General features: G+C 31.6%; 23 protein-coding genes and 2 pseudogenes. 5 read left to right on the forward strand and 20 right to left on the reverse strand.

The features are described 5' to 3' along the window. The first annotated feature begins 270 nt into the window (after nucleotides 1-270). From J3477_RS06405 to J3477_RS06415, 3 genes are all read left to right on the forward strand, one after another. A complete protein-coding gene (locus J3477_RS06405; protein WP_206868829.1) occupies nucleotides 271-1203 on the forward strand; it encodes a phosphotriesterase family protein in 933 nt (310 codons plus the stop codon). Nucleotides 1204-1306: 103 nt separating this feature from the next. Next, entirely contained in the window at nucleotides 1307-2674 is a 1368-nt protein-coding gene (locus J3477_RS06410; protein ID WP_206868830.1) for a glycosyltransferase, read from the forward strand. Nucleotides 2675-3234: 560 nt separating this feature from the next. After that, nucleotides 3235-4494, forward strand: a complete 1260-nt coding sequence (locus J3477_RS06415; protein ID WP_206868831.1) for an MFS transporter — start codon at nucleotides 3235-3237, stop codon at nucleotides 4492-4494. 259 nt (nucleotides 4495-4753) lie between these two features. Here the strand turns inward: J3477_RS06415 and J3477_RS06420 are convergent, their stop codons facing one another. Next, nucleotides 4754-5290: a cysteine hydrolase family protein gene (locus tag J3477_RS06420; protein ID WP_206868832.1), complete on the reverse strand. Its 537-nt coding sequence runs from the start codon at nucleotides 5288-5290 to the stop codon at nucleotides 4754-4756. Between the two features lie 268 nt (nucleotides 5291-5558). Here J3477_RS06420 and J3477_RS06425 point away from each other — a divergent pair, with 268 nt between their 5' ends. Further along, the gene (locus tag J3477_RS06425) at nucleotides 5559-6440 is read left to right on the forward strand and encodes a LysR family transcriptional regulator (RefSeq protein WP_206868834.1); all 882 of its coding nucleotides are present in this window, start codon (nucleotides 5559-5561) and stop codon (nucleotides 6438-6440) included. A 52-nt stretch (nucleotides 6441-6492) separates the two neighbouring features. On the opposite strand, the gene J3477_RS06430 is transcribed toward J3477_RS06425, so the two are convergent. From J3477_RS06430 to J3477_RS06465, 11 genes and pseudogenes are all read right to left on the reverse strand, one after another. Beyond that, complete coding sequence (locus J3477_RS06430; protein WP_308483200.1) at nucleotides 6493-7119, reverse strand: recombinase family protein; 627 nt, start codon at nucleotides 7117-7119, stop codon at nucleotides 6493-6495. Continuing rightward, a pseudogene (locus J3477_RS26255) lies at nucleotides 7096-7410 on the reverse strand (recombinase family protein); the annotation flags it as partial. The pseudogene J3477_RS26255 and the gene J3477_RS06430, both read right to left, overlap by 24 nt. 11 nt (nucleotides 7411-7421) lie before the next feature. Continuing rightward, nucleotides 7422-7547 (reverse strand): hypothetical protein, encoded by a 126-nt coding sequence (locus J3477_RS26260; protein WP_284691980.1) that lies wholly within the window; start codon nucleotides 7545-7547, stop codon nucleotides 7422-7424. Further along, a complete protein-coding gene (locus J3477_RS26265) occupies nucleotides 7529-7651 on the reverse strand; it encodes a hypothetical protein (protein WP_284691981.1) in 123 nt (40 codons plus the stop codon). The genes J3477_RS26260 and J3477_RS26265 overlap by 19 nt, the downstream gene beginning before the upstream one ends. 403 nt (nucleotides 7652-8054) lie before the next feature. Continuing rightward, the gene (locus J3477_RS26085) at nucleotides 8055-8213 is read right to left on the reverse strand and encodes a hypothetical protein (RefSeq protein WP_228731221.1); all 159 of its coding nucleotides are present in this window, start codon (nucleotides 8211-8213) and stop codon (nucleotides 8055-8057) included. Nucleotides 8214-8478: 265 nt separating this feature from the next. Then, nucleotides 8479-8895, reverse strand: a complete 417-nt coding sequence (locus tag J3477_RS06440) for a (R)-mandelonitrile lyase (RefSeq protein ID WP_206868838.1) — start codon at nucleotides 8893-8895, stop codon at nucleotides 8479-8481. Between the two features lie 47 nt (nucleotides 8896-8942). Beyond that, a complete protein-coding gene (locus J3477_RS06445; protein WP_206868840.1) occupies nucleotides 8943-9923 on the reverse strand; it encodes an aldo/keto reductase in 981 nt (326 codons plus the stop codon). A 61-nt stretch (nucleotides 9924-9984) separates the two neighbouring features. After that, nucleotides 9985-10155: pseudogene (locus tag J3477_RS06450) on the reverse strand (iron-containing alcohol dehydrogenase); the annotation flags it as partial. 149 nt (nucleotides 10156-10304) lie between these two features. Then, nucleotides 10305-10838: a flavodoxin gene (locus J3477_RS06455; protein ID WP_308483198.1), complete on the reverse strand. Its 534-nt coding sequence runs from the start codon at nucleotides 10836-10838 to the stop codon at nucleotides 10305-10307. A gap of 584 nt (nucleotides 10839-11422) precedes the next feature. Next, nucleotides 11423-11926 carry a flavodoxin gene (locus tag J3477_RS06460; RefSeq protein WP_206868844.1) on the reverse strand — a complete coding sequence of 168 codons (504 nt, stop codon included), beginning with the start codon at nucleotides 11924-11926 and terminating at the stop codon, nucleotides 11423-11425. Between the two features lie 288 nt (nucleotides 11927-12214). Further along, the gene (locus J3477_RS06465) at nucleotides 12215-12412 is read right to left on the reverse strand and encodes a DUF1450 domain-containing protein (protein WP_206868845.1); all 198 of its coding nucleotides are present in this window, start codon (nucleotides 12410-12412) and stop codon (nucleotides 12215-12217) included. Nucleotides 12413-12806: 394 nt separating this feature from the next. On the opposite strand from J3477_RS06465, the gene J3477_RS06470 reads away from it, so the two are divergent. Beyond that, entirely contained in the window at nucleotides 12807-13145 is a 339-nt protein-coding gene (locus tag J3477_RS06470) for a winged helix-turn-helix transcriptional regulator (RefSeq protein WP_206868846.1), read from the forward strand. A gap of 168 nt (nucleotides 13146-13313) precedes the next feature. Here the strand turns inward: J3477_RS06470 and J3477_RS26345 are convergent, their stop codons facing one another. The 8 genes from J3477_RS26345 to J3477_RS06510 all read right to left on the reverse strand — a co-directional run bounded on the left by J3477_RS26345 (nucleotide 13314) and on the right by J3477_RS06510 (nucleotide 23646). Continuing rightward, a complete protein-coding gene (locus J3477_RS26345) occupies nucleotides 13314-15176 on the reverse strand; it encodes an ABC transporter ATP-binding protein (RefSeq protein WP_371876589.1) in 1863 nt (620 codons plus the stop codon). Between the two features lie 1475 nt (nucleotides 15177-16651). Continuing rightward, nucleotides 16652-18379, reverse strand: a complete 1728-nt coding sequence (locus J3477_RS06480) for an ABC transporter ATP-binding protein (RefSeq protein ID WP_206868847.1) — start codon at nucleotides 18377-18379, stop codon at nucleotides 16652-16654. Between the two features lie 4 nt (nucleotides 18380-18383). Beyond that, the gene (locus J3477_RS06485) at nucleotides 18384-18827 is read right to left on the reverse strand and encodes a MarR family winged helix-turn-helix transcriptional regulator (protein ID WP_206868848.1); all 444 of its coding nucleotides are present in this window, start codon (nucleotides 18825-18827) and stop codon (nucleotides 18384-18386) included. A 394-nt stretch (nucleotides 18828-19221) separates the two neighbouring features. Next, the gene (gene hcp, locus J3477_RS06490; protein WP_206868849.1) at nucleotides 19222-20877 is read right to left on the reverse strand and encodes a hydroxylamine reductase; all 1656 of its coding nucleotides are present in this window, start codon (nucleotides 20875-20877) and stop codon (nucleotides 19222-19224) included. Nucleotides 20878-21173: 296 nt separating this feature from the next. Continuing rightward, a complete protein-coding gene (locus J3477_RS06495) occupies nucleotides 21174-21758 on the reverse strand; it encodes a hypothetical protein (RefSeq protein WP_206868851.1) in 585 nt (194 codons plus the stop codon). Nucleotides 21759-21777: 19 nt separating this feature from the next. Further along, nucleotides 21778-22299 (reverse strand): nitroreductase family protein, encoded by a 522-nt coding sequence (locus J3477_RS06500; protein ID WP_206868852.1) that lies wholly within the window; start codon nucleotides 22297-22299, stop codon nucleotides 21778-21780. A 267-nt stretch (nucleotides 22300-22566) separates the two neighbouring features. Continuing rightward, nucleotides 22567-22926, reverse strand: a complete 360-nt coding sequence (locus J3477_RS06505) for a (2Fe-2S)-binding protein (RefSeq protein ID WP_228731223.1) — start codon at nucleotides 22924-22926, stop codon at nucleotides 22567-22569. Between the two features lie 273 nt (nucleotides 22927-23199). After that, the gene (locus J3477_RS06510; protein ID WP_206868854.1) at nucleotides 23200-23646 is read right to left on the reverse strand and encodes a MarR family winged helix-turn-helix transcriptional regulator; all 447 of its coding nucleotides are present in this window, start codon (nucleotides 23644-23646) and stop codon (nucleotides 23200-23202) included. Nucleotides 23647-23795: the final 149 nt, after the last annotated feature.

Here is a 23795-nt window from a genome sequence, read left to right on the forward strand (position 1 = left end):
CTTTAAATAAGTTTAGTGAATTTTTATATCAACTAAATCTAGCATTAATCCTGTTGTGCATTTTATTTACCTAATACTCAAATAACATATCCGAAATAAAGATTCAATTTCCTTAATATAATACTACATTATCAGACATATCATCAGCAAGTACCGTTATTTATGTCTTTTATTAGTTCGCCATAAACTAAATTACATTCACTGACATGCTGCTGTCAGCTATTAAGCACTATAATATAATTAAAAGTAAAGTATTAATAGGAGGTCATTATGATTTATACAGTAACCGGCCCAGTAGATAGGACTAGTATGGGTATGATGATGGCGCATGAGCACTTTAAATGGGAATCTGATGAGAACTTTGCCAGCAATATGTATTTTAATAAACAATATGATGAACTGTATAACCAAAAAATTGCCGAGAAGGTGCTACCTATATTAAAAGCATTAAAAGCATCTGGCTGTGATGCTGTTGTTGAAGCTTCTCCGCCTATAGGCGGACAAAACCTGAAACTGCTTTATGAACTTTCAAAAGCCTCTAAAGTCAAGATTATTCCTTGCACAGGCACAAATATTCCGAAATACACTTATCTGATCTTCAAGGAAGAATTCGAGAAATGCTTAGCCAAAAGGTGGATTGAGGACTTTAAAGAAGGTATAGATACCATCGAAGGTGTAAAAATCAAGCCAGGCTATATCAAACTACTTTTTGATCGAGGGAAGATTAGTGAAGTGGATGAAGCTATGCTAAGAGCGGCTGCACTAGCATCTAAAGCAACTGGACTTCCAATTCATTGTCATGTACTGGAAGCTGAACAAATGAAGCAGGTTATGTCCATTCTATACGAAATGAAGGTTCCTCCTCACAAATTTGTTTGGGCTCATGCAGACAAAGAGAGCAATCTCAAAACTATTTTAGCTGTAGCTCAAAGTGGCTATTGGGTTGGCTTCGATATCATTCAAGAAGGTACCTATGCAGATCGATTAAACTTGCTTAAGCATGCCTTTGCACACGGCTATAATCATCAGGTATTATTATCACAGGACTACGATATGTATGAAGAAAGTGATAAAGAAAATGGAACTCAACGCTATTGTGCCTTGATTAAGGACTTTGTTCCACATTGTCTTCAGCATGGATTGACTATGTCACAACTTGAATGCCTTTTGATAGAGAATCCTTCACGTTTTTATGACTTTTAAGAAGTAAAAACATATAGTTTATATATATAAATTATAAATTTCATGAACAGGTAAAGAGGTTTAATAATAATTTATATAGTAAATGAAAATTTAGGAGAAATAGATGAAAACTAGTATAATCATACTAACTTATAATAAATTTGAACATACAAAACAATGTATAGAAAGTATTAGAGAATTTACAGAGAAAGATTCATATGAATTGATAGTTGTAGACAATAATTCAACTGACGAAACATCTAAGTGGTTAGAAGAGCAAAAGGACATAAGAACAATATTTAATGAAGATAATAAGGGATTTCCCAAAGGGTGTAATCAAGGAATAGAGATAGCAATAGGAGATAATATCTTACTTCTTAATAATGATACTGTAGTGACAAAAAATTGGCTTGATAATTTAATTACTGCTTTATATAGTGATGAAAGTGTAGGGGCAGTTGGTCCTGTTACTAACAACTGTTCTAACTTTCAAAATATAGCTGTAACTTACAATAACTTAGAAGAAATGAAAGCATTTGCGGAAGAATATAATAAATCAAATAGTGAAAATTGGGAGCATAGACTTATTTTAATAGGATTTTGTTTACTTGTAAAAAAAGAAGTTGTTGCTAAGATAGGTCTCCTAGATGAAAGGTTTTCACCTGGAAATTATGAAGATGATGACTATTGCTTTAGAATTACTGATGCAGGATACAAACTAATTTTATGTAAAGATACCTTTATTCATCACTATGGAAGTGTAAGCTTCGGTGCAGACTCACTTGCTTTTAATAATTTAATGGTTACTAATAGCATTAAATTTAAAGATAAATGGGGCTTTGATATAGGATATTCCTGTGGAGTTAATCATAACATTATAAGCTTAATGGATTCACCAAAGGATAAGGCGATAAATGTATTAGAGGTTGGTTGTGCTTGTGGAGCTACATTAATGAGAATAAAAGATATTTATAAAAATGCTAATATATATGGTGTCGAGTATAACTTAAATGCTGCAAAAATAGCCCAAAAAAATGCCAAAATACTAGGGTACAATATAGAAACCGATAAAATAGAATGTGAAGAAGAATTTTTTGACTATATTATATTTGGAGATGTACTAGAGCACCTGCATGATTCTTCTAAGGTATTATTAGATTTAAAGAGGTTTCTAAAAAAAGATGGCTTTATATTAGCTAGCATACCGAATGTTATGCATTATAGTGTTATAAGAGGGCTTTTAAATGGAAACTGGACTTACGAAGATGCTGGAATACTAGATAGAACACATTTAAAATTCTTTACTTATAATGAAATCAGAAGAATGTTTATTAGTACTGGATATATTGATAGATATTGTCTAAAGGTATTTATAGGAAGAGGACCTCAAGATGATGAATTTATCAATAAAATATCAGAATTAATCGATGATAGCTTAAAATGGCAATTAGATGCATATCAATATATTGTTAAAGCACAAAGAATAAACTAAAAAGATGAGTATTTTTTATTCTTTATTGATATAGAAAAGCTCTTATTTCATAAAATTCATTTAACAGAAATTAAATTGATACTAACGAATAAAAACATCCTTTTAGAGATAAATCTCTAAAAGGATGCATAATTAAATTATAAGCTATAGAATAACTCATGAGACTGTCACCTTAATTATAATAATTGATAATTCTATCCACTATTTAAGTTAAAACAAAAACCCTTGGAATTACTCCAAAGGGTTCTATTTACGATAAAACCATTAAATTGGTATTTTTTTACATATGGATTAGTAGAAAAACCTCAAAATACCATATTTTCATTTAATATAATAATCATATCTTATTGTAAAAATACAATATTGTCAAGTAATATCTAGGCAATCTATGGAAATCTCTCTTTGATTGAGAACAAATATCTTATAAGCAATAGAAGGCAATAAATGTGCATTATCAAACATTTTCTTTGATGTCAATCTACGTTAAACTTTAAAAGTCACATTGATATTAAAGACTTATAAAACATAAGCTTATACATTATTAAAAAGGAGAGATAATAATGAATTTTAATTTATTTAAAAATCGCAATTTTCTACTCTATTCATTGGGTCAAGGAATTTCTAATTTAGGAAGTACTATGACCTTCTATGCATTATCACTTTATGTATTAGAGCATACAAAATCATCAAGCATGTTTGCTTTCATTTTATCCGCCAAATATATTCCTCAAATTTTCTTGTATCCTTTTTCAGGTGTTATTGTTGATAAGATAGAACGTAAAAAATTACTGATATTTTTTGACGGATTCAGAGGTTTATTTTTATTATTATTGCTGTTTATGATTTATGTAAATGGAGAAATTAGTTTATTAATGATATATTCTATTGTGTTTACATATGCTATTGCAGATACTTTTTATAATCCAGCTACTAATTCAATAATACCATTTCTATTTGATGAAAAAGACTATATTGCAACAAATTCTTTTACTTCATGGGTTCAAAATTTATCTTTGCTTGTTGGTCCTATACTTGGCACAGCAATTTATTCAAATTCAGGAATTTTATTTGTACTAATCTGTGATGCAATTTCATTTCTTCTTGTTATGACATTTACAATTTTCCTAAGGTTTAACAAGATAAGTAATCATATCAAAAAAAGCATATATCTATTGCAGGACTTTAAACAAGGTGTAAACTTAGTATTTAAAAATAAAGACTTATTATTTGCTACACTTGGCATTTGCTCTTCAAGATTTTTTATTAATCCAATTTATACTATTGGTTTACCTCTTATTATCATCAACTTATTTAAAGCTCCAGTATATGCCCTGAGCATTACTCAGTCATTTATTATTGTAGGAACTTTAGTATCACCTGTAATTGTTATCTTACTAACAAGGAGGTTCACAGATGCTATTTCACTTAAAGTTAGTCGAATGGGTAAAATTATTCCATTTACTATTTTACTAGCTGCTGGATTCAATGATTTTTCAAAATATCTAAATATACATATTATACTTTTAGTTATATACTTTTCTGTTATATGTTTTCTAGCAACAATGTTTAATTCAAGCGGCTTTGTATTTTTAAATTCATATTTTCAAAGAAGAGTTCCAAATGAATATTTAGGCCGTTTTGCCAGCGTTCGATTTATGTTTTATTCTGTTGCAGAATTACTAGGAATAAATTTCTTTGGATTACTATATGGAAAAGTTGAAATATTTTATCCCCTATTAATGGTACTAGTTGGAGCTATTATTGAAGCTATTTTGCTAAGCTATGTTAGCAAACAAGAAGTTATTAATATGTCCACCTAATGAATATCAATAGTGTTGTGTACAACACAAATCAAAAATAGTAGCACTACATAATTAGTTATCTACTATTTTTGAAATAAGCATATATTATTACAGTTTTATTTAAAATAAATCCTCTTTATGCTGGTCATACCAGGGCTTTAAGCAAAAGTCTGCGTTACTTGTGGTACGGTTCACCGTATCAGTTCTAACGTAGACTTTTTCCAAAACTTAAACAAATAAAGGCTTATCCTCTTTAAGATAAGCCATCTTATATTCATTAATTACCTAGTAAAATTTTTATTACATCGTCCATTGAAAGAACATTAGCAAAACGTTTATTCCAAATCTTATAATTGTAAAATTCATAAAGTTTCTCACCAGATAGAAACTCGTTATCGAAAGTTGTATTTGTTTCTTCTGGAATAATTATTTTATATTCATAATCAAATGCACTTTTTAAAGTAGCATCCATACAATATTCTGCTTGAAGTCCTACAAGTATAATAGTATCTATCTTTTTACTTTCTAAATACTCTCTCAATCCAGTTTTATGGAAAGCACTATTATACTCCTTTTCAACGATATACTCATTATTATTAGGTGCTACGTCATAATAAATCTGCCAACCATCTGTACCTTTCTCAAATTCGGTACCCTTTCCATCATCATGACGTACATATATAACTTCCTTATTAATACTTCTTGCAGTTAAAATAAGTTTCTTAATATTTTCAATTACTTTCTTTTCATTATAAGGATGTTTCTTAATCAATGCATTTTGCACATCTACAACCAACAAAACAATATTATTCATATACTTTCTTCCTTTCGCTCTTAAATAATCTTTTCTTAATTATTTCAAATTAGCAAACATTATATTGCTTGTCTTAATTGATTACCACAAGATAATATTGACTAAAATTTCTGAATTCATTATATACATGATATTCTCACTTCCTTATAGAATAATTGCATCTGTTATTTACAAATTTTATTATAAAAGAGGTTTTTCTATTTGTATAACGAATATATTTAATTGCATCTATCGAAAATATTAATTATAGAGAGGAGTGATTTGCAGCATGGACTATGAGCTTTTAAAAACCTTCATTTGCTTAGCTAAGCTGAAAAACTTTACTAAAACAGCGGAACAACTACATGTGGTTCAATCTACCATCACCAGCAGGATAAAACATCTGGAACATAATATTGGCGAAACCTTATTTATACGTACAAATAAAAATGTAATACTGACAAATGCAGGAGAAGTTTTTCTTCCCTATGCTAAACAATTGTTAAGCATACATGAGTCTGCTATTTCTCGGCTTAAAGCTCTGGAATTATTCAAAGATACACTTAATATAGGTGCTGTTCACTCTATTTACGATTGTCATGTTCAAGGCATGATTCTTAAATATATGCAGCAAAATAAAAGAATTGCAATAAAAGTTACTATTGAACATAGTGAAGAACTGATACAAATGCTTCATGAGAATCAATTAGATATTGCATTTACATATTTGGACATTAAATCTTCCCAATTTTTATGTGAACCCTTCTATAGTGACAAAATCATATTGGTTACTGGGGCACAGAATAGTTATGCTGCATGCGGTATCACAGACGATGAGCTTAGAAATCTTCCTTTATTATCCTCTGCAATTCTGACTGAATCATTTCAAGAATGGTTCTATTCAGTTTTTCCGAAAAACTACGTATATCCACTGGATATCAATATTAGTAGTAACATCATTACATTCTTAAAGGAAGGGATTGGCTTTAGCTTCATGATGGAGTCCGCCGCTAGAAAATCTCTGGAAGAAGGTTCACTAGTAGAAGTAAAGCTTCTCGAAAGCAAGCCGCCAAGAATGGAAAGCTACATATTACTAAACAAGCAGCGAAATAATTCGGTAGCAGTAAGTCGATGGTTGAATGAGTTTAAACCATCCTCTTTTCTTCGCTAGCATTACTCAACTCCACCAAACAATATCTAAATATTATATTTGCAATGCTTAATTATATTCTAATTGTAAATAAAATAAAAGAAGAAGAAGCCCCGTCATCAGAGGATTCTCCTTCCTTATTATTTATGAAATATTTCTGTACCTTTTCATCCTTTCGCTTCTTCTTAGTCCTTCCTGCCACCATTGAAGCACCACAAACAGGGCATTTCATTAGTCCAGTTAGAATGTAATTACTTTCAAAAGCTTTCTTTGGTTTGCCACATTTGAACTTATACATTTCTTGAACCTTGTCCCAAAGTTCTATAGGAACTATAGCTTCATGCTCTCCATCAACAATTATTGGGTTTTTATTGTATCCTTTTCTTCGCTTTTCACTCCAATTCTCCCTTACATTATAACGTATTTTACCAATGTATACAGGCTTCATTAGAATATCTTTAACACCACCAGTTCCAAACATATTCCCCTTTTTAGTTTTATATCCTTCATGATTTAACTGATTAGTACTAGCCTTTAACCCCTTACCAGAAGCATATAGTTCAAATATCTTTCTTACTGTAGAAGCTTCTTCTGAAACTATCTCTAATCTTGTATTATTTTCATTTACTATTACCGACTTATAACCCAAAACAATACCACCATTCCACTTTCCAGTTCTAGCTCTCTGTTTCATTCCCATTTTTACATTATCTACTATTGTTTCCCTTTCAAATTCTTCTATTGAAGCTAATAGATTCATCATAAGTCTTCCTGCTGATGTTGTTGTCTCAAATGCTTCTGAACAGCTTTTAAAAGCTACATTATATCTTTCAAGTTCCCTAACTACTGTTAGTAAGTCATACTGGTTACGTGCCAAACGATTAGTTTTCCATACCCATACTTCATCAAATTTGCCTTCCTTAGCATCTTTAAGCATTTGCTGTAGTTGAAGTCTATTGGTCATTGACTTACCGCTAATACCTTTATCAGCATATACAGCAACTAATTACCCTCTTCTTGTTCACATCTTTGTGCTATTACATTTTCCTGTGCATCAATGCTATATCCTTCCTCAGCTTGTTCAGCAGTAGATACTCTTAGGTAAGCAGCTATCCTACGTTTAAGCATTTATCATCATCCTCCTTAGTTGCTTGTATATTATCTATATACCTTTTAACCATCTTTGCGATTACATCTATAAATATTTCATAACTTACATTTTCCTTATCCATTACAGCTTCCTCCTTTAATAGTCAACTATGGAGTAGTCTTACTCCTATTACCTTTGATATCAGCACTATCAGCACTGTAAATACCATCATAGTTCCGATATTTTAGAGTCGTTAATTACTTACCTCAGCATGGCAACCACCTATAGTTTTACAATAATAACAACCTTAATCACCGTTCTATTGGCAATTAAGGCTTGTTAGTTTATTATATCATCTTTTAAATTTCGTGATGTTAGTTCTATTGGAATTATTAGCAATATAGAATAATCATTATTACAGATTATCAATGAATTTGTGTAAATTTCACTGTTACTACATACTATTTTATCAACATATTCAGTAATAACATCAGTACAATCAATATATGTCTTGTTCTTTATTTCTTAAAAGTCTTTCTCTTACTCTAAACTAGCACATACCCTCCATCATCTTCATATTTATTTCTGTCTGCTCCATATTCGGTATCTAGTATCTGCAATATACCTTGAATAGTTTCTTGCACCTCCATTGGTAAGGACTTTACCTTTCCATACTCTCTTAAATAGCTTACTTCTATCATCATTACTACCTCCTTAAAAAATAAAAATACTCTTACCCATTTCACTAAGGTAAGAGTTTTCAATATTATAATATATATTTACAAATTCAATTATTTCAAAAAAGTCTACGTCATTTATGATACGGTTCACCATAAATAATTCTAAACCAATAAATTGAAAAAGCCACAGCATTTCTACTGTGGCTTTCATGGTGGAGGCGAAACTCCACCACACAAATTATATCAAGGTTTATACACAATTATTAATAACCAAAAGTATATCAAACTATCATTTTAACCTACTATATTCATCATCAGTTACTGGTTCAAGCCATTCTGCATTTCCCTCTTTTACATTAGTACTTATTGCTATGTGTGCAAACCAGCTATCTGCTGTAGCACCATGCCAATGCTTCACATTAGGAGATATTTTTACCACGTCTCCAGCCTGAAGCAATTGAGCTTCCTTACCTTCTTCTTGATAATATCCTTTGCCACTAGTAACTAATAGAATCTGTCCACCTGGATGCTTATGCCAATTATTTCTTGCACCTGGGGAAAAAGTTACATTTCCTATAGGGCAATTGAAAGTACTGTCGTTCCCTACTAGCATTTCAAGCCATGTATCTCCTATAAAATAATTATTGGTAATCTTTTGACCCTTCGAGAATATTATACTTTCACTTAAATCATTTAATTTATCCATATCTAATTCTCCTTTAAAACCTTTAATTTATAATTATGTTTCTACTATTATTGAAAGCCTATGACTTGGTGAGGAACATATGGCTCTTCTAGAAACGCAATCTCTTCAGCTGTTAACTTTACTGAAAGTGCTGCTACTGCATCTTCAAGGTGAGATACTTTAGTAGATCCAATTATAGGAGAAGTAACTGGTTCCTTTTGGAGTACCCATGCAAGTGCTATTTGAGCTCTTGATACACCCCTCTTTTGTGCCAATTGTGCTACTCTTTCAACCACTTTTCTATCAGCTTCATTTGATGTAGGAAAAAACTTTTCTCCAACTTCATCGTTGGATGAACGTTCAGTTTTTTCATTCCAGTCACGAGTTAATCTTCCTTTTGCAAGGGGACTCCAAGGAATCAAACCGATTTTTTCTTCTTTACATAGTGGCAGCATTTCTCTTTCTTCTTCACGATATAAAAGATTTAAAAGATTTTGCATAGTTACAAATCTAGTCCAGCCATTTTTATCTGCTATATGCAATGCTTTTTGAAATTGCCATGCATGCATTGAGGAAGCTCCGATATATCTTGCCTTCCCAGCCTTTACAACATCATTTAAGGCTTCCATAGTTTCTTCAATTGGAGTATTATAATCCCATCTGTGAATCTGATATAAATCTACATAATCAGTTCCAAGTCTACTAAGACTATTATCAATTTCGTTCATAATAGCTTTTCTAGAAAGTCCTGCTCCGTTTGGACCTTCATGCATACGGAAATAAACCTTAGTCGCCAAGACAATTTCATCTCTTTTAGCATAATCCTTTAAAGCTCTTCCTACAATTTCTTCACTGGTTCCATCAGAATATACATTAGCTGTATCAAAAAAATTGATACCTAAATCAATAGCTCTTTTAATTATAGGTCTACTATTTTCTTCATTAAGTGACCATGGTGCTATTCCTCTTTCTGGCACCCCAAAGCTCATACAACCAAGACATAATCTTGATACATCTAAACCTGTATTTCCTAGTTTTACGTATTCCATTTTATTGACCCTCTCCTTCTAATTTATCTTTAAATTTAACCCTTTTTTCTATTACTTTTATCTATGAATAAACTTCATAGATATCTATACAATCTTCTATACTAAGTTCACATCTATCTACTAAGAATAATCCACCCATTGCTTTAGCCATACGTATAAAACGATCATCACAGACATGTTTGCTTATGAAATGAGTGAAATACGCTTTACTTAGTATGATTAAGCCTGCTCCAAACAAAGTTCTTGTTGGTATATACATATTAAAACTCATACTTAATCCTCCATATCTATCAAAATCATTTCATTATATAATCATAAAATTATATATTCATATAATTAAATATTTATATAAATATATAGTAACAATCAGGCTTATAGAGCTTAAACCATACGTTCAACCCACTTCGAAATCTCTTTTTCTGCTCCCTTAACATTGCAGCCTTTAATCGGAAGACCTCTTTCCACTGTAGCACCTTGGCAAAGTTTTTTTATATCGCTTTCACTATGCCCCATCCCACTTCCTTCATGAGTACAAAATGGAACTATTGTCTTTCTTGAAAAGTCATATGATTCTAAAAAAGTAAAAACTGCCATTGGCATAGTTCCCCACCAATTCGGATATCCTAAAAATATCACATCGTATGAATCCATATTAGAAACCTCACTAGTTAACTCAGGTCTAGCACTTTCTCGAAGTTCTTTCTTCGCCACATCTGTAGTCTCATGGTAATCCTTTGGATAAGTGCTTATTGACTCAATACGAAAAATATCACTTTCTGTTATTTTCTGAATTATTGTTGCTGCTACTTCCGTATTACCCACTGGTAAATTTATAATATTACCACTCACATAGTTATTTCCTTCTCTTGAAAAATAAGCAATTAGAGATTTTCTATCCATTATTTTATTCCTCACTTTCATCCTCTTCTAAAATAACTTTACTCCTTGGAGTTAGCTCCAAGTCAACAACAATTTGTAGTAGCTCTGTAAAATGAAAAGGTAAATTCGTGAATGCAAGGTTAAATTCGTGTTAAGCGATTTTAGTCTTGCACAAATTGTGGCCTTAAATAAACCTTAAATGAAACTCAAAATACTCTTTATTAATGTAAGTAGAATTTAATCTTACATAACTCTAGAATTTAGTTTTGCACAAAAACTAGAGTTTATCTTTGCACAAGATGTACCTTAAATGAAATTCAAAATACTTTTTTATTGATGTAAGTATTTTTAATTTTCTAGATAGTAAAAAAGACCAAAATTGCAGACTAAATATCCAAAAATCATGAAATACTTAGTAATGACAATTCAGGTCTTATTTTACTAGCAAATACAATATCCAACCGTTTACATAAATTAGCATTAAAATTTAAAATATCATTTATACTTTTATTATTTTTTAATGGTTTATCTATATTTTAGCTATACCATTCCTTCTACGGCTAAATAAATACATATTCTAATTAACGTATCCTACAATCAGATTGTAGTTAAAATTAATTCTAATTATTTACGCTTAATCTACTTGAAATAGGTATTCTATCTAGCCAACTATCAATTTGTTGATCAATGTTTTCGTCATCCATGATTTCTAGTCCCTCTATAATCGTTGAATTTGGGCAAAGCTCCACTATATCGTCTACACTTCCACCAAATCCACTCCCCCTATGTGTACAAAAAGGTATCACCATCTTCCCAGAAAGATCGTATTCCTCCAAAAATGTAAATACAGCCATAGGCATTGTTATCCACCAGTTAGGATAACCAATAAAAACTACATCATATGCCCCCATGTCATTAACCTGTGTTGCAAGTTTAGGTCTATAGTTATATTCCTGCTCCTTTTTAGCCAGATCAACAACTTCATTATAATCAGTTGGGTACGGATTTACTGTCTCAATCCTAAAAATATCTCCCCCTGTCTTTTCTTGAATTAATTCAGCAACTCTTCTGCTATTTCCTGAATATGAAAAGTAAGCTATAAGTATATTCTCTGTCTTTGACATAGGTTTCACCCCTTATATTTGTATTCTTGATATCTGTCTAATTATTTTTCAATCAATAAATAATATTGCTGTAGTGATTGTGTTTCTTAAATTTTTTCATTTAATACAGTATATGTTGAATCATCTTCAATTAATGTTTAATAATGTTGCAAAATGAAAAAATCACTGAATCACTACTGAATTCACTCTTACTCTGTATGCTTAATAATTCATAAACACAAAAAAGGCTAGTCCAATAATGACCTAGCCACTTTTAATCTTTATATAATTTTAGTTATTTTAACAAATTTAATTTGCAATCTTTACAGCTTCAATAAATTCTTCACTTGAATCCTTAATAACAAGTTGATCATTTATATATCCAAAGCTTTTTCCTGTATTTTGTCCACACAATCCTATGCAGCCTAAATATAAATTTTCTTCTCCTACACTCTTCTTTAATTCTTCAACATCAACGCCTGAACAATTTGGGCAAACTTTAATCATTCCTTGTTCCTCCTAAAATATTTTACTATTAAGATATTTTCATTAATTATAGAAACACTTATATATCTATATTTGTGCGCTAAAATATTTATGAAATCTAAGTATTTAAATCTTAATGAAACTAGTTTAATTTATAAATATAAAACAAACAAGTATGCACTTTTAGGTAAGTGAGGTTACCTAAAAGTAAGTAATTAGCCTTTGAATACTAGATAATTACTAGATTCAAATTATTTTATAGATCTAATTTGATTTTATCTATAACTTTGATATATTAATATAGTGCTCCTATACTGAAACTTAATTTATACTTGTAAGATAATCACGATTTTGGGTGGGAGAATTGAAAACGGTAAGTTTTATTACGAAGCTATATATCTAGAAAGGAGAAACCATGGTCAGCTATAATGGTAAAGAATTTGTATGTTATTTAGATTTAGCATTTGAAATAATAAGGGGAAAGTGGAAAGCAGTTATTCTATGTAATTTAAATGAAGGCTCTAAAAGATTTTTAGAACTACAAAGATTTACAGGCAATATTAGTCACAAGGTATTGACTGAAAAACTTAATGAGCTTGAACTAGATGGTCTTATTGAAAAAAAAGTTTTTGCTGAACTTCCTCCACGTGTAGAATATTTTTTAACTGAAAGAGGTAAACAAATTCTTCCTAGTTTAAAAATGATTGAGCAATGGGCAAAAGAGACCTTCAAAGACACCAAATCCTTTGAGTAATGTATAAAATACTTATAGAAATAAAAAACTTCTAAACCTATTGATATATATAGGTTTAGCTAACTTAAAAATTTTATACTTTCATATACAGTAAAAAAGTGGCCATATGTGAGTAAGTATTTTTACCCACATATGAGCCACTTTAATTTTTATAAAATTGATATTATACTATACAGTCTCTACTTCCAAGTCTGCACCTGAGAATTGACTGTTGTAAAGATCAGCATAGAAGCCGCCTTTATTCAATAATTCGTTATGGTTACCCATTTCTATTATTGTTCCTTTATTCATAACTAAGATAAGCTCTGCATCACGAATAGTTGAAAGTCTATGAGCAATAACGAAGCTTGTTCTATTTTGCATTAAGTTGTTCATAGCCTTTTGTATTAACACTTCTGTTCTTGTATCAACACTACTTGTTGCTTCATCAAGAATCAAGATTGTAGGATCTGCAAGTATTGCACGGGCAATTGTTAAAAGCTGCTTTTGACCTTGTGAAATATTTGTTCCTTCTTCATTAAGAACTGTATCATAACCTTCTGGCAGTGTTCTAATAAAGTGGTCAGCATGCGCTGCTTTTGCTGCACGAACAATCTCTTCCATTGTAGCGCCTTCTTTTCCATATGCTATATTATCTTTAATAGATCCATTATATAGCCATGTATCTTGAAGAACCATACCAAACATCTTACGTAATTCACTACGTTTAATTTCATTAATATCAACACCGTCAACTTTTATCTTACCTGCATTTATCTCATAGAAACGCATTAAAAGATTAACAAGTGTGGTCTTACCAGCACCAGTAGGTCCAACAATAGCAACTGTATGTCCTTGCTTAACATCAAGGTTCATATCTTCTATTAGTGGTACATCTTCTACATATCTAAAGTCAACATGTTCGAATGTAACTTCACCTTTAGGATTTTCTATTACTACTGCATCAGCGCTGTCTGGAATTTCTTCTTCTTCATCAAGCACTTGGAAGACACGTTCAGCACAAGCTATAGTCGATTGAATTACATTCGCTATATTTGCTGTTTGAACGATTGGCATAGTAAAGGATCTTGAGTATTGTATGAAGGCAAGTATATCACCTAAACCAAGTAAACTCTTTGTTATCCAAATACCACCAACCATACTTATTCCAACATAACCTAAGTTACTTATAAAGTTCATAAGTGGGAACATTATACCTGAAACAAATTGAGCTTTCCAACCTGAATTCTTAAGTCTCTTATTTATTGCTTCAAATTCTTCTATAGAATCTTTTTCATGTCCAAAGGCTTTAACTATCTTATGTCCAGTGTACATTTCTTCAACATGTCCACTAAGTAATCCAATTTCTTTTTGTTGAGCTGCAAAGTACTTTTGTGATTTCTTTGCAATTGTAGCAGTAGCTATAACATATAGTGGTAATGTTGCTATAACAATAAGTGTTAAAATAGGACTAATTGTAAGCATCATTATGATATAACCAATTATAGTAATAACAGATGTAATTATTTGTGTTAAACTTTGCTGTAAGGTAGTTGCGATAGTATCAACGTCATTTGTAACACGACTTAATATATCTCCGTGAGCATGCAAATCAAAATACTTAAGTGGCAATCTTGAAAGCTTCTCATCAACTTCCATTCTTAAGTCTCTAACTGTCTTCTGAGCAACCCCTGACATTACAAGACCCATTATTAAGCTGAAAATTGCACTAATTATATACATTCCTATAAGAACTATAGCTATGTTTCCGATGTATTTAAAGTCATACTCTCCGTTTGTTTCCTTTATAGCCTTAATTACTGAGTCAATTTGATCATCAGTAAACTTTACATTATCTTTAGGACTTGTAGGAGCGTTGTCCATTGTCTTAGATAACTCACTACCTAAATCAATAATTTGTCTAGATACTTCTGCTCTTTGATTTGCATCTGTCAAGGTATCTAGTTTAGGAAGTGCTATAAACTTCTGAATTGACTTTATGCTCTTAGTATCTATCTTATTCTTTGAATCTGTATCAGTTGTAGTACCCATATCTGGCATACTGCTGAAGATATCAAGCATCTGGCTTGTAACCTTAGCTTTTTCACTTGCATCAGTTATTGCATTTAACGATGGTAAAGCTAATAACTGTTTTACACTGTTTAGCTGATCTGGATTCATTGTATCTGTAGTTGAAGTAGTATCATTTTTAGGCATCTTGCCAAATATATCAACTAGTTTAATTACCGCAGCTGTCTTTTCTTTTGAGTCAGTGATTGTGCTTATTTGTTGCACTGCTAATAAATCCTTAATAGTATCTAAATCCGCTTTATTTATTTGAGTACCAGAAGAACTACTGTCACTTGACATATCAGGCATATCCTTGAATATATCTATAAGTTGATTTAGTGTATTCTTCTTTTCAGTAGCATCTTTAATATCATTTATTAAAGGAAGTTTTAGCAATTTTTGAACGGCATCAGTTGCCTTTTGATCCATTTTAGTGCTTGAACTTGATGTTTTAGCAGTAAAATCTGTCATCTTTGCTATTCTGTTATATACTTCATTCATTTGAGCAGTATCCAGACTCATAGAGCTAGATGAAGAACTGCCTCCTGGTAATTTCTTAGCTGTACTCATGAATTTTTTAATTACATTAACTTTATCATTTCCAACTTTAGCTTTATCTAGCATTGGAATATTTAATAATTCTTCTAATGTAGTTAAAGAATTCTTATCTATTTGTCCATTAGCTGGCATAGCCTTAAGTAGATTGATAAAATCAAGAGTAGTTTTAACTCTTGTTGCTCTATCATTTGTAGCATCAATCATAGGAAGCTTCATTAAGCTTTGAATTGCTGCCAAAGTTTGTGCATCTGGTTGTGAAGCTTGAGCTGCACCTTGAGCACTTGTTCCACTTTGTGCTGCCTGTTGAGCAGCTTGTTGTGCTTGCTGTGCTTGTTGCATTTGCTTTTGAACTTGAGCTACCATTGTCTTTTGAGCTGTAGCCATTTGAGCAGTGATTTTATCTACAGCAGTCTTTTGTCCTGTAACTACTCCTTGATACATTTGTATAGCTACATTATTGTAGATTTCATCAACTGCTTTGGCTTGACCATCACCCATGCTTGTAGTTATTTTATCTACAGCAGTTTTTTGACCATCAGCCATCTTATCAACGATTTTATCAGAAACTTCCTTTTGAACATCACCCATTTTGCTGTTCATTTGGTCCATAGCTTCATTTTGGCCCTTTGACATCTCAGAAAGCATCTTACGAGCCATATAAGCATTCTGAAGCTTATTCATTGCTTTACTTGTTATCTTTGGTGCTGCTATCGTAAAAGTTGTACTTAAAATTGCAAATATAAGAACAACAATTAAATTTGTTCTATGAGGCTTTAAATATCTTAAAAGTCTTTTAAAAGAGCCTTTAAAGTCCTTAGCTTTTTCTACTGGTCTTCCCATCGGTCCCATTGGACCTCCGCCTCTTCTTCCTCCAGCAGGTCTATTTCCTCTGTTTTCACTCATGCTATCTCCTCCTCTGAAAGTTGTGAGGATACAATTTCACGATAAACATCACAGGTTTGTAATAATTCTTTATGATTTCCCATTCCTACAACAGAACCTTCATCTAAAACTATTATTCTATCTGCATCCATAACTGTACCAACTCTTTGTGCAACTATAATTACGGTTGATTCCTGTGTTTCTTTCTTAAGAGCAGCTCTAAGTTTTGCATCTGTCTTAAAGTCAAGAGCTGAGAAGCTGTCATCAAAAATGTAAATCTCAGGTTTTCTTACTAAGGCTCTAGCTATAGAAAGTCTCTGCTTTTGACCACCAGATACGTTTGTACCACCTTGAGCTATTTCGTGATCATAGCCTCCATCCATAGTTGCTATAAAATCTGCAGCCTGTGCTACTTCAGCCGCATACCTAATTTCTTCATCAGTAGCATTGTCACTTCCAAACTTTATATTTTCAGCTATTGTTCCTGAGAATAAAACTGCCTTTTGAGGAACAAAACCTATCTTGCTTCTTAGTGATTCTTGAGTAATCTCTCTAACATCCACTCCATCAACTAATACACTTCCACTTTTTACATCGTAGAATCTAGTTATTAAGTTTATTAATGTAGACTTACCTGAACCCGTACTTCCTATAATAGCAGTAATTTCTCCTGGTTTTGCTGCAAAGGAAATATTTCTAAGTGCTGCTTCTTCAGCTCCGTGATAGCTAAAGCTTACATCCTTAAATTCAACATATCCTCTACCTTCAAAGTCTTCTCTTACCTTTTCTGCATCTGTTATCTCAGGTACAGTATCAAGCACTTCATTTATTCTAACTGCAGCTGCTTGAGCACGTGGAACCATGATAAACATCATTGCAAGCATGATCATTGAGAACATGATTTGCATAGCGTATTGAGTAAAAGCAGAAAGTGCTCCTAAATCCATGCTTCCTTCGCTTATACGTAATCCACCAAACCAAAGGATTGATAAAGAAGTAAAGTTCATTATAAGCATAATAGAAGGCATCATAAAGGCCATAATTCTATTAACTTTGATATAATTATTTGTTAGATCATTATTTGCTTCATTAAATCTCTTTGTTTCTCTATCTACAGTATTAAAGGCACGTATAACCCTTATTCCTGTAAGTTTTTCACGCAATACAAGGTTAATTCTATCAATTTTTACTTGTACCATTTTGAAAAGTGGCATCATTTTTAATGCTAGTATTGCTATAACAAGTATAAGAACTGGTATAGAAACGCCTAATACCCATGTAAGAGAACCATCTTTTCTATAAGCCATTATGATACCACCAACACACATAATCGGTGCATTTATCATCATACGCATTATCATAACTGTAACTGTTTGAATTTGAGTTATATCATTTGTTGTTCTAGTGATAAGCGTAGCTGTACCTAACTTATCAAATTCATGTAATGAAAAGCTCTCAACTTTTCTAAATACCTTGCTTCTAATTATTTCGCCAAGACCTGAGGCAGATATAGATGACAACATACTTGCTATAACTGAGCATATAACCCCTCCTAAAGCAACTAGAAGCATCACTCCTCCAATATGGAAAATCTTGCTTGTATCTCCCTGCATAACGCCATCATTTATTATATCTGACATTAAAGTAGGAAGGTAAAGATCACCGATAGCTTGACAAGCTACTAAAATCACTACTCCTATTACCATAGCAGTATATGGCTTTAAGAATTTATAAAGTCTTAACATAAAGCTACCTCTCCTTTCTATCAATTAATACTCTCTTCAAAGTATTGAGTCCTTGAACTATTTTCTCCTTATCATCAGGAGTTGCAGAGCTAAGTAAATCTTCAAAGCTTTCTTCTGCTTTTCTATGTATTCCCTTATGCTGTTCTTCAAACTTTTTAGTCACTTTTACGTAAACAGTTCTTCTATCTTCAGAATTTCTTGTTCTTTCAACTAATCCATGATTTTCTAATCTATCAACTATACCTGAAACTGTACTCTTTGATAGATGAACTTTATCGCTCAAATCACTAATCTTCATTTCCCCATGCTCACTTAGCATATGTAGTACCATCCCTTGAGGCATAGTTACTTCACTTTTTTCAAAGTTTTTACGCATGGTTTGTTGAATAGTCTTACTTACTTCAAAGAAAAGCCTTGTTATATCTCTATTGATATCGCTTTTATCCATTTTACCTCCTCCTATTTTTCAAACGAATTAATTCGTATAGCAATTGTTCGGAACCAATTAATTCGTACACGAAATAATTATATCACCGTAATTAATATAGTCAAGATATGCTTTTACCAGGAATACGATTACAGAAAATATTTATTTATTTCATATTTTTCACACATATCACTCTTCGAAAATATATTTATAATCTTATAGCCAAATAATTTTTTACTGTGTCTGCAAAAATTGATTACCATACTTATATATGTAGGGAAAAACAAATACAATTTCAAATCCTTGGAAAACAAAAAAAACTTAGCTAGATTATCTAGCTAAGCAAATAAATTAAATGCACTTATATGGGTTAATAGAATTATTTGATATAATTCATGTTGTTATATGGATATTTCTAACACATAGCCTGCTTTAATGAAGAATGTAAGTCATCTTGTGGAGTACTTATAGGTTTTATGTTAAAGGTATCTACTAAATACTGCAATACATTTGGAGATATAAATGCAGGTAAACTAGGTCCTAAGTACATTCCTTTAATTCCAAGTGATAATAAAGCTAACAAATCAGCAACTGCTTTTTGCTCATACCACGAAAGCACAATTGTTAAAGGTAGTGAATTTACACTTGTCTCGAATGCATCTGCTAAAGCTGTAGCAATCCTAACTGCTGAATATGCATCATTACATTGACCTACATCTAATAACCTAGGCAATCCTGCTACAGTTCCAAAGTCTAATTTATTGAATCTATATTTACCACAAGCTAATGTAAGTATCACACAATCTTCTGGAACCATTTTTGCAAATTCAGTATAATAATTTCTTCCTGGTCTTGCTCCATCACATCCACCTATTAAGAAGAAGTGTCTTATCTTTCCTTCTTTAACTGCATTAACAATAGTTTCAGCATGTGATAAAGTTGCATGATGTCCAAAACCTACAAGTATTTCTTTCTCTTCCTCACTTTCTTCAAAACCGCCAAGCTCCAATGCTTTATTTATTATTTCACTAAAATCCTTAGTTCCATCTTCTTTCATATCTATATGCTTTATTCCATCCCAACCTACAACACTTGTGCTAAATATCCTATCTTCGTAGGTCTCTCTTGGTCTCATCAAGCAATTAGTAGTCATTAGAATACATCCCGGAATTCCGTCAAACTCTTTCTGCTGATTCTGCCATGCAGAACCATAATTTCCAACTAAATGTTTGTATTTCTTTAATTCTTTATATCCATGTGAAGGTAACATTTCTCCATGAGTATATATATTAATTCCCTTGCCTTCAGTTTGCTCTAAAAGCATCTCTAAGTCTCTCAAATCATGGCCAGAAACTATAATAAATGGTCCTTTTACAATATTAACATTTACTTTATGAGGTGATGGGTTACTGTATGTAGTAGTATTGGCATCATCTAGAGTTTTCATTACCTCTACACTCATATCCCCTACCCTCATGGTCATACGAATAAGCTCTTCAACAGTCAAATCATCATTTGTAGTGGCTTCTAGACCTAAAAAATAGATATTATCCACTTGTTGACTAGTGTATCCAAGAAACCTAGCTTGATGTCCATATGCACTTACACCTTTTAAGCCATATAAAATTGTTGATCTTAAAGATCGTACATCTTCATTAAGATCTTCGTCGTACATTATTCCTGCTTTCACCGAATCTCTTAACATTTCTTCTTTTGTGTCACTAAGGTTATATGTAGCTTGATCAGGATATTTTCCTTCTGGTGCCTCATCCCTTAAAGCTTCTTTTATCTTTTGTGACTCCTTCAATAATCTAACATGTACAGCAGCATCAAAATTTACATTTGTTAGCGTTGTAAAAAGTCCATTTTCTACAAATTTAACTATTTCCTTATCAATAATTTTCCCTTGTTCAATCAATGGCTTTGCATAGCAAGATATTCCTTTTAATTGATATACAAGCAAATCCTGCAGATTAGCTATTTCTGGTGTTTTCCCGCAAACTCCACTTTTAGTGCATCCCTTACCGCCAAAGGTTTGCTCACATTGATAACAAAACATTGAATTCTCCATATTTATAGCTCCTTTTTAACATTTTTAATTTCCGAAGTAATAAGCCGTTCTTTAATGTTTTCTCCTATATTTCACCACTTTATTATTTACTATTCAAAATTCTTTATACACTTTTCCATCTAAAAAAAATAACCTTCATACTTCTGTGCCCCATCCCCTAGTCATTGTTATATAATTTTCTATACAATAAAAAAGTCGCTGAAGTGACCTTCTTCAGCGAGCTTTTTTCACGCATCTGCCTTTCCGAATGCATATGAGGAAAATCTGGCAGGCGACATAATCTTATTTTTTACATATTATTTGTAGTCTTTATTCATTTCAAACCAATTCTCCCAAGGGCCAAAAAGTTTTTCGTGAGGCTCTATACATCCTCTCCTATAAGGAAAACTATCCTTTTTATAGATTCCTCTCTCTTTTAGCCCTAATAGTATTCTATCCATTCTCATCTCTCTCTCTTCAATGGACTGGTTATATATCAATATTACTCTGTCACTAGTTATTTCACCACTTAAATAACGATCAGGTTTAGCACTCTCTGGTATCGAATGACTAATTCCAGATCCTAATCTTTTTCCCTTTTCTTCATAAGCTAAAGCTTTATTTTTCATCACCTTTCCACTAAGATTATGATCCTTCTCTGCTTCTTCCAGAAGAAATAATATAGCATCATCTAAACTAGTCAGGTTATCTTCCCATATCTCAAACTTCCAACAGTTTATACATTCAATATTAGGAGAATTATATGATTTTGTTTTAATATAACATCTAGAGCACTTGTTCCCCCAACTCTCCCCATGTCCAAAGTAGGTCCAATATTCATCATCAAAGTATGGAACCATTTTGATAAGTTTATTAAATTTGTCCTTCATTTCTTTATCCATTGTCTTCCCCTCTTAGAAATTATATCTCTCTAAATAGTTCATTACTCTCTTTTCTTCTCGTAAGAGAAATCTTTGGAGCTAATGTATATCCTATAGGTAGCAGTGCAATCGGCGTCTCTTCCTCTTTACAATGAAGAAGTTTTATTACTTTCTCTTCATCGAATGCACCGACCCAAGTTGAAGATATTCCTAAAGCTTCGCAAGCTAACATTGCATAAGTACACGCTATGGTAGCATCTTGAATACTATAAAGCACTTTTCCTCTTTCCCCATATCTTATAAAAGATTCAGCTGTCTTTGCAACAAATACAAGTACTATTGGAGCCTTGGTTATAAAATCTTGATTAAGGGCTGCTTCAGACAGCTTTTCTTTTAAATCACTAGATTTCATTACTATAACCTCATAAGCCTGCAAATTTCCAGCTGAAGGTGCAGTTTTAATGATATTTAATACTTGATAAAGTTTTTCTTTTTCTATCTCTTTGTCAATAAATTTTCTAATTGAACTTCTATCCTTGCATATTTGCTCAAAATTTTTCATTAAAATTACCCGATTTTCATATATTCTTCTTTTATTAATTCAGCAAACTCTGGCTTTTGCTTTGATACTCCAGCTAAATACATCATTACATATTTCTTTAACACTTCTTTCAATGTTATTTAAATAATCCATATTATACTCCCCTTCTTTGCGTTACCTTATTTACATAAAAATCTTCTACCAATATTTGCTTAAACTTCACAATTTATTAGAGACTATAACCGCTAGACGCAATCATAGTCTCTAATATTATATAAATTAAAAATATTACTTTTTTAGTAAGTAGCTTACTAATGCTTTATTACCTTCAATACATCCTCCACAGCCAGTACCTATCTTAGTAACAGCTTGTACTTCTTCAAAAGATTTTGCACCATTCTTTACAGCCGCAACTATATCTTGTGCAGTAACCTTAAAGCATCCGCATACAATTTGGTTCTCATCTATTCTCTTTTTAATTATTAATTCATTTACCAATTCTTTATTGCCGTTAATACACTTACCACAACCAGTACCTACCTTTGTAATGTCTTGTACTTCTTCAAAGGATTTAGCTCCATTTTTAATTGCATTATTCAAATCTTGTACAGTAACTTTATAACATCCACACACTACTTTGTTTTCCATTTTATCTTCCCCTTTAGATTTAAAAAATTTTGAAATTAATGATTTTAGCATTGCTTTATCTCCCCTATTTAAAATAATTTAATGTACTATTTATCTATATATAAATTTAAATTTATATCTTATGTTAATGTTGCTTTTTAAACTTCTATATAATTTTTATAATTCCAGTTTGTTATAAAAATGATTTTGCTTATGTATATATTAATCTTTTAGTATTACTAAATAGTATATTACTAATTAGTAATATATCTTCAAAGTAAAAGGTGTATCTTGTTATACACCTTGCAATTTCTTTAATATACTAATTAAGGTTTCTTTTTCACTTTGAGATAATTCACTTAATATCTCATTTATATTTTCTACATGTTTAGGAAAAAGATCGCTCATAAGCTTCTTTCCTTTTTCTGTAATACTAATCAAATTAACTCGTCTGTCATTTGGGTCACTACATCTCGTAACAAGTCCATCCTTAGCTAGATTATCTATGACAACAGTCATATTACCTCCAGTAGCTAGAATTTTTTCAAGAATTTCAGAGATTCTTAAATCACCTTTATGATACAAGAGCTCAAGAACACCAAATTGAGAAAATGTTAGTCCTCCCTCTTTGATTATTTTTAGTTCTTTTTTATGTACATGTTGAGTTCCTCTGTTTAGCGCGATTACAACCTTTAAATTTAAGTCATTGAGTTTACCATATGATATCTTCTTTTTATCCATGTTATGAATTATATTACTAATTAGTAATATCGTCAATCATTTTTTGCAGATTTTTAATTTTTTGAGCTGTTAAAGCACCGTTTTGAAATTAATTGGTTATACATCCCATGCTTTAATGAGTTTACGCAAAAAATTAAAAAGCACTTAAT

The organism is Clostridium zeae (assembly GCF_017312485.1).
GTDB lineage: Bacteria > Bacillota > Clostridia > Clostridiales > Clostridiaceae > Clostridium_AR > Clostridium_AR zeae.

What these genes read in the sequence shown, in the direction of transcription:
- J3477_RS06405 (WP_206868829.1), top strand. Translation starts at nt 271, where the DNA reads ATGATTTATACAGTAACCGGCCCAGTAGATAGGACTAGTATGGGTATG.
- J3477_RS06410 (WP_206868830.1), top strand. Translation starts at nt 1,307, where the DNA reads ATGAAAACTAGTATAATCATACTAACTTATAATAAATTTGAACATACA.
- J3477_RS06415 (WP_206868831.1), top strand. Translation starts at nt 3,235, where the DNA reads ATGAATTTTAATTTATTTAAAAATCGCAATTTTCTACTCTATTCATTG.
- J3477_RS06420 (WP_206868832.1), bottom strand. Translation starts at nt 5,290, where the DNA reads ATGAATAATATTGTTTTGTTGGTTGTAGATGTGCAAAATGCATTGATT.
- J3477_RS06425 (WP_206868834.1), top strand. Translation starts at nt 5,559, where the DNA reads ATGGACTATGAGCTTTTAAAAACCTTCATTTGCTTAGCTAAGCTGAAA.
- J3477_RS06430 (WP_308483200.1), bottom strand. Translation starts at nt 7,119, where the DNA reads ATGGGAATGAAACAGAGAGCTAGAACTGGAAAGTGGAATGGTGGTATT.
- J3477_RS26260 (WP_284691980.1), bottom strand. Translation starts at nt 7,547, where the DNA reads ATGCTTAAACGTAGGATAGCTGCTTACCTAAGAGTATCTACTGCTGAA.
- J3477_RS26265 (WP_284691981.1), bottom strand. Translation starts at nt 7,651, where the DNA reads ATGGATAAGGAAAATGTAAGTTATGAAATATTTATAGATGTAATCGCA.
- J3477_RS26085 (WP_228731221.1), bottom strand. Translation starts at nt 8,213, where the DNA reads ATGATGATAGAAGTAAGCTATTTAAGAGAGTATGGAAAGGTAAAGTCC.
- J3477_RS06440 (WP_206868838.1), bottom strand. Translation starts at nt 8,895, where the DNA reads ATGGATAAATTAAATGATTTAAGTGAAAGTATAATATTCTCGAAGGGT.
- J3477_RS06445 (WP_206868840.1), bottom strand. Translation starts at nt 9,923, where the DNA reads ATGGAATACGTAAAACTAGGAAATACAGGTTTAGATGTATCAAGATTA.
- J3477_RS06460 (WP_206868844.1), bottom strand. Translation starts at nt 11,926, where the DNA reads ATGTCAAAGACAGAGAATATACTTATAGCTTACTTTTCATATTCAGGA.
- J3477_RS06465 (WP_206868845.1), bottom strand. Translation starts at nt 12,412, where the DNA reads ATGATTAAAGTTTGCCCAAATTGTTCAGGCGTTGATGTTGAAGAATTA.
- J3477_RS06470 (WP_206868846.1), top strand. Translation starts at nt 12,807, where the DNA reads ATGGTCAGCTATAATGGTAAAGAATTTGTATGTTATTTAGATTTAGCA.
- J3477_RS26345 (WP_371876589.1), bottom strand. Translation starts at nt 15,176, where the DNA reads ATGGGTACTACAACTGATACAGATTCAAAGAATAAGATAGATACTAAG.
- J3477_RS06480 (WP_206868847.1), bottom strand. Translation starts at nt 18,379, where the DNA reads ATGTTAAGACTTTATAAATTCTTAAAGCCATATACTGCTATGGTAATA.
- J3477_RS06485 (WP_206868848.1), bottom strand. Translation starts at nt 18,827, where the DNA reads ATGGATAAAAGCGATATCAATAGAGATATAACAAGGCTTTTCTTTGAA.
- hcp (WP_206868849.1), bottom strand. Translation starts at nt 20,877, where the DNA reads ATGGAGAATTCAATGTTTTGTTATCAATGTGAGCAAACCTTTGGCGGT.
- J3477_RS06495 (WP_206868851.1), bottom strand. Translation starts at nt 21,758, where the DNA reads ATGGATAAAGAAATGAAGGACAAATTTAATAAACTTATCAAAATGGTT.
- J3477_RS06500 (WP_206868852.1), bottom strand. Translation starts at nt 22,299, where the DNA reads ATGAAAAATTTTGAGCAAATATGCAAGGATAGAAGTTCAATTAGAAAA.
- J3477_RS06505 (WP_228731223.1), bottom strand. Translation starts at nt 22,926, where the DNA reads ATGGAAAACAAAGTAGTGTGTGGATGTTATAAAGTTACTGTACAAGAT.
- J3477_RS06510 (WP_206868854.1), bottom strand. Translation starts at nt 23,646, where the DNA reads ATGGATAAAAAGAAGATATCATATGGTAAACTCAATGACTTAAATTTA.